We start from the raw sequence: 4082 nt of genomic DNA, 5'->3' as shown, positions 1-4082 counted from the left end.
TCAGCTCCCGGTCCGGCACCTGGATGTGGTAGCCCTGGCCGTAGTCGGCCCCCAGCTCCCTCACCGTCTGCAGCACCTGCTCGTTCTCGATCATCTCGGCGACGGTCTTCACCCCCAGATCCTTGGCCAGCGAAATGATGCTCTTCACAAAGGCCCGGTCGGTCGGGTCATTGTTAACGTTGCGGATGAACTCCCCCTCGATCTTGATGTAATCGACCGGAAAGACCTTGATGTAATGGAAGGTGGAAAAGCCGGCGCCGAAGTCGTCGATCGCGAACTTGAACCCTTCCAGCTTCAGGTCCTTGACGAACTTGTCGAGCAGCCCGGTATTTTTCACGGTTTCGCGCTCGGTGATCTCGAAGACGATCTGCTCCGGGGCGATCTTGTACTGGGTCGCGAAGGACCTGACCTTCTGGATGAATTCGCTCAGGATCAGCGACTTGGGCGAGAGGTTGATGAAGAGCATGCCCTGGTAATCCTTCTTCCGCACCTCCTGGAACGCCTTCTCGATGTTGATGTAATCGAGCTGGCTGACGATCCCCATGTCTTCGGCCATTTCGATAAACTGCCCGGCGGGGAGGATTTTGCCCTCGTGCTCGATCCCCATCAGCAGCTCGTGCATCGGGATTGAACCGTCCCCGATGTCCATGATCGGCTGAAAGAAGGGGATGACCCGGTCCCTGTTTTCCAGCACGTTGAGCAGGAAGAGGGTCTTTTCCTCGGTCGCCTTCAGCACTTCGATGATGTCTTCGCGGGTCGGCACACCGATCCGGTTTTTCCCCTCGGACTTGGCCTTGTACATCATGTTGTTCGCGATCACGAAGAGGGTGCTCATCTCGGCGGAATGCTCCGGGAAAACCGAAAGGCCGATGGAGACGCTGGCCTTGATCGATTTGCCGTCCGGCGCCGCGACGAAGGTTTCCTTGACCGCCTCAATGACCTTCAGCGCCGTGGCATAGGTTTTCCCCTGGTCCGATTCGGGAAGAATGATCGCAAACTCGTCCCCCCCGTAGCGGGTGAGGATATCGCCGGCGTTCAGGGTTTTCTTGAGCCGTTCAGCCAGCACCTTCAGAAAGGTGTCGCCGAACGAGTGGCCGTAACGATCGTTGATCAGCTTGAAGTTGTCCAGATCGACGATCAGGGTGCCAAAGCTGTAGTCGTGGCTCTGGGCCCGCAGCAGTTCGTTCTCGGCCAGGTCCCAGAAGACCCGCTGGTTGTACAGGTTGGTCAGGGGGTCGCGGGTTGCGTAATATTCAAGCTCCTTGGTGTAGTTGTAGATCGCCTTGACCGAACCGATGACATTGATCAGGGTGGTCAGGATACTCTCGATCACCAGCGCCCGTCCCTCGTCCTCGCGCAGGTCCGAATGGACGCCGAGCCCGACCACCCCGCCGATCTGCGGGTTTTCCAGGAAAATCGACTTGGTCTGCAGGTCGAGCTGCTCTTCACCGATGGTCATCTCGGCGCCATCGAAATTGACGATGTTATGCCGGGTCTTGATCTCCGACAGCGGCCGCATGCGCCGATGTTCGGACAGCCGCTGGCTGACCACCTGGTCGAAATAATGCCGGGTCTTGGCACTCGGCCGGCTGCGCCAGAACACCTCAAGGTCGTAGGTTTCATCGCCGGTGTCAAAAATGGAAAAGAGCACGTAGGCATCCATGATGTCGTTGACCTGGTTGAGCAACTTCGCCACATGGTCACGCCAGTCCTTGACCACGTCGGAGGTGATGATAAAGGTCTCCAGCAGGTTCACCTCGAAGGCCAGCAGGTCCTTGTCGATGGCGACATCGCGCATCTTGTCAGCGAATTGGCTGAATTCAGCAAGGATCGCGTTGATCTCGGCAAAATCGGTCCGGTCCGAGTCAAGGCGCAGGGCGGTCAGGTCTTTTACGCTGTTAACGTTTTTGATTTCGCCGTGGAGCAGGGTCGTCGCCCGCGCCACCCGGCGGGTGACCCAGCGCGAAACCAGCCAGCCCATCAAAAACGGCAGCGGCGACAGGAACAGGAAGACCAGGATGAACGTGCGCTGGATATCCCAGATGCTCGCCGACAGATCCTGGTTGATCGAAAGAACCCCAAGCACATCGCCCGGCGCGGCGCCCTCGTGGCAGCCAAGACAAGCGGACTCTGCCTTCACCGCCACGACTTCACTCAGGACATTGTCCTTTTCGAAGGAACGTGAAACCCCGGACGCCATCACCTCGCGCACCGCCTTATCACGCATCGCGGCGTCCACCGCGCCGTATTGACCGGTTACCGAATCGGCGCGGTAAAGCGCCACCCCGACCGGCATCTGCGGATTGGCCCGCACCACCGGAGCGAGAAAGGTGAGCAGCTCTTTCCGCGTCCAGCCCCGCTCCATCAGCTGCAGCAGAGACCCGGAAATCTGTCCGGCAACCCCGCGGCTCATCGCCTGCGCCTGGGCCGAATAGGCCCGGTGATAAACAGACGTCGTCACCAGGCCGATGAACACAAAGGTGATCAGCGATACTCCAAGGATGGCGACAAAGATGAACGACTTCAGGCTCGACTGTCTTCCGAACATGCTATTTCCTATCGACACGGCTAGAGAAGGATTGCCTCCGCAAAAGGCATCGTCAAATAACGTAAAATACACCAGAAATGACCCCAATAATGCAAAAAATCCACCTTAAATCGTTTACTTAAACAAAAATAACCTATCATTTTCCTAAGGATCCGGAATCAGTTTGTTGATTTGCACCCTGCGGGTCAAAACCTTGCGCCACTCCCGCCGGCGAGCCACCGAAGTCAACAAATAGATTGAAAATGGGCCGCCACAAAGAGATAGTGACAAAAAGCCACTTCACCCGACGAAAAGCTTCAGCCGCATTCGAGCAACAATCAATCCAGGGACTTAGACCTCATGACCAGAACAAAGATATGGCCCATTCTGGCCGTGGCCTTCGGCGCTGCGTTCAGCCTTGTCGGTGGCGGACTCATATTCGGCTACATCAAAGAGGCGCTCATCGCCCGCATCGGCGATCCCGACCAGTCGCTGCTGTTCTGGTATCTGCCCATTCTGTTCATCGGCATCATAACCGCCGGCGGCGGCCTGGCCGCATGCACCTGGGGGATCATCCGGCTGCGCGGGATCGGGCGCACGAAGCCCGGCAAAAAAGAAAAATGATCTCAGGAATAAAAGGCGTTAGAGAAGCGACAGTCATGGCAAATCAAATTGCCGGATTTTGACAGTTGACAACCAAGCTGTGACGGGTCTACAAAAGAAAGGCATTATTTTATTATTTTTATTTTTTGAACACCACGAGGGGGGGGCAATGATAAACCAAGGCAAAAAAACCAGCCGCAGCATCCGGGCCAACCGGAACTGCGGCTTTATTTTTACTGTGAAAAAAGCCCAGAACAACCCAATGAACCAATTTGCATATTCCTACATCTATAAACATAGTTGGCAGATATAGGAACTATAAACCTACATCTATTAACAATTCCTACATATAGGAATTCCACCTAATACCTGTTAGCTTTTAAAAAAAGAAATTATGAAAAATAATACCTGCATCCTAACAATCGGCTATGGAAATAGATCAATCGATCAGCTTATTGAACTTTTGCTTCGTTATAACGTTCACTACCTGATTGATTTGAGAACTAGTCCATATTCAAAATTCAAAATTGAATTCAACAGAGAAGCTTTCGAAAAAAAACTTAAAGAAAGCAACATAAAATATGTATTTATGGGTGACACAATCGGTGGGCTGCCAAGTGACAGATCCTGTTATACGGATGATCAAGTTGACTACGACAAAGTAAAAGAAAAAGAATTCTATAAAGAAGGCATATCTAGGTTGATTAGCGCCTACAACGGTGGACATTCTGTGGCAATCATGTGCAGTGAAGGGAAACCCGAAATGTGCCATCGCAGCAAACTTGTAGCCGTTACTCTTGAAGAATCAGGTGTGCCAGTCATGCACATTGATGAATGTGGTGAGCTTGCAACGCAAGAAGCAATTATTCGGAAAATAGTCGGTGACCAACTTGACCTTTTTAACAGCAACCCCACTGAGGGTTTAAAATCGAAAGGTAAATATTAATGGCAT

Annotated in this window: 3 protein-coding genes; 2 read left to right on the top strand and 1 reads right to left on the bottom strand. The window is 53.1% G+C overall.

Annotated elements, in window-relative coordinates:
- Positions 1 to 2548, bottom strand: a 2548-nt coding sequence (locus ABYV89_RS15020) for a putative bifunctional diguanylate cyclase/phosphodiesterase (RefSeq protein WP_432823747.1), incomplete at its 3' end; no start/stop codon positions are given.
- Between the two features lie 339 nt (positions 2549 to 2887).
- Between ABYV89_RS15020 and ABYV89_RS15015 the strand changes: the two genes are divergently transcribed.
- Together ABYV89_RS15015 and ABYV89_RS15010 are read left to right on the top strand one after the other, a co-directional pair.
- Entirely contained in the window at positions 2888 to 3151 is a 264-nt protein-coding gene (locus ABYV89_RS15015; RefSeq protein ID WP_432823746.1) for a hypothetical protein, read from the top strand.
- A gap of 373 nt (positions 3152 to 3524) precedes the next feature.
- Positions 3525 to 4076: a DUF488 domain-containing protein gene (locus ABYV89_RS15010; protein ID WP_432823745.1), complete on the top strand. Its 552-nt coding sequence runs from the start codon at positions 3525 to 3527 to the stop codon at positions 4074 to 4076.
- Positions 4077 to 4082: the final 6 nt, after the last annotated feature.

The organism is Trichloromonas sp., assembly GCF_041583255.1.
Taxonomy (GTDB): Bacteria; Desulfobacterota; Desulfuromonadia; order Desulfuromonadales; family Trichloromonadaceae; genus Trichloromonas.
The sequence above is the reverse complement of the archived record's forward strand: the minus strand, read 5'-3'. Positions and strand labels throughout refer to the sequence as shown.

What these genes read in the sequence shown, in the direction of transcription:
- ABYV89_RS15015 (WP_432823746.1), top strand. Translation starts at nt 2,888, where the DNA reads ATGACCAGAACAAAGATATGGCCCATTCTGGCCGTGGCCTTCGGCGCT.
- ABYV89_RS15010 (WP_432823745.1), top strand. Translation starts at nt 3,525, where the DNA reads ATGAAAAATAATACCTGCATCCTAACAATCGGCTATGGAAATAGATCA.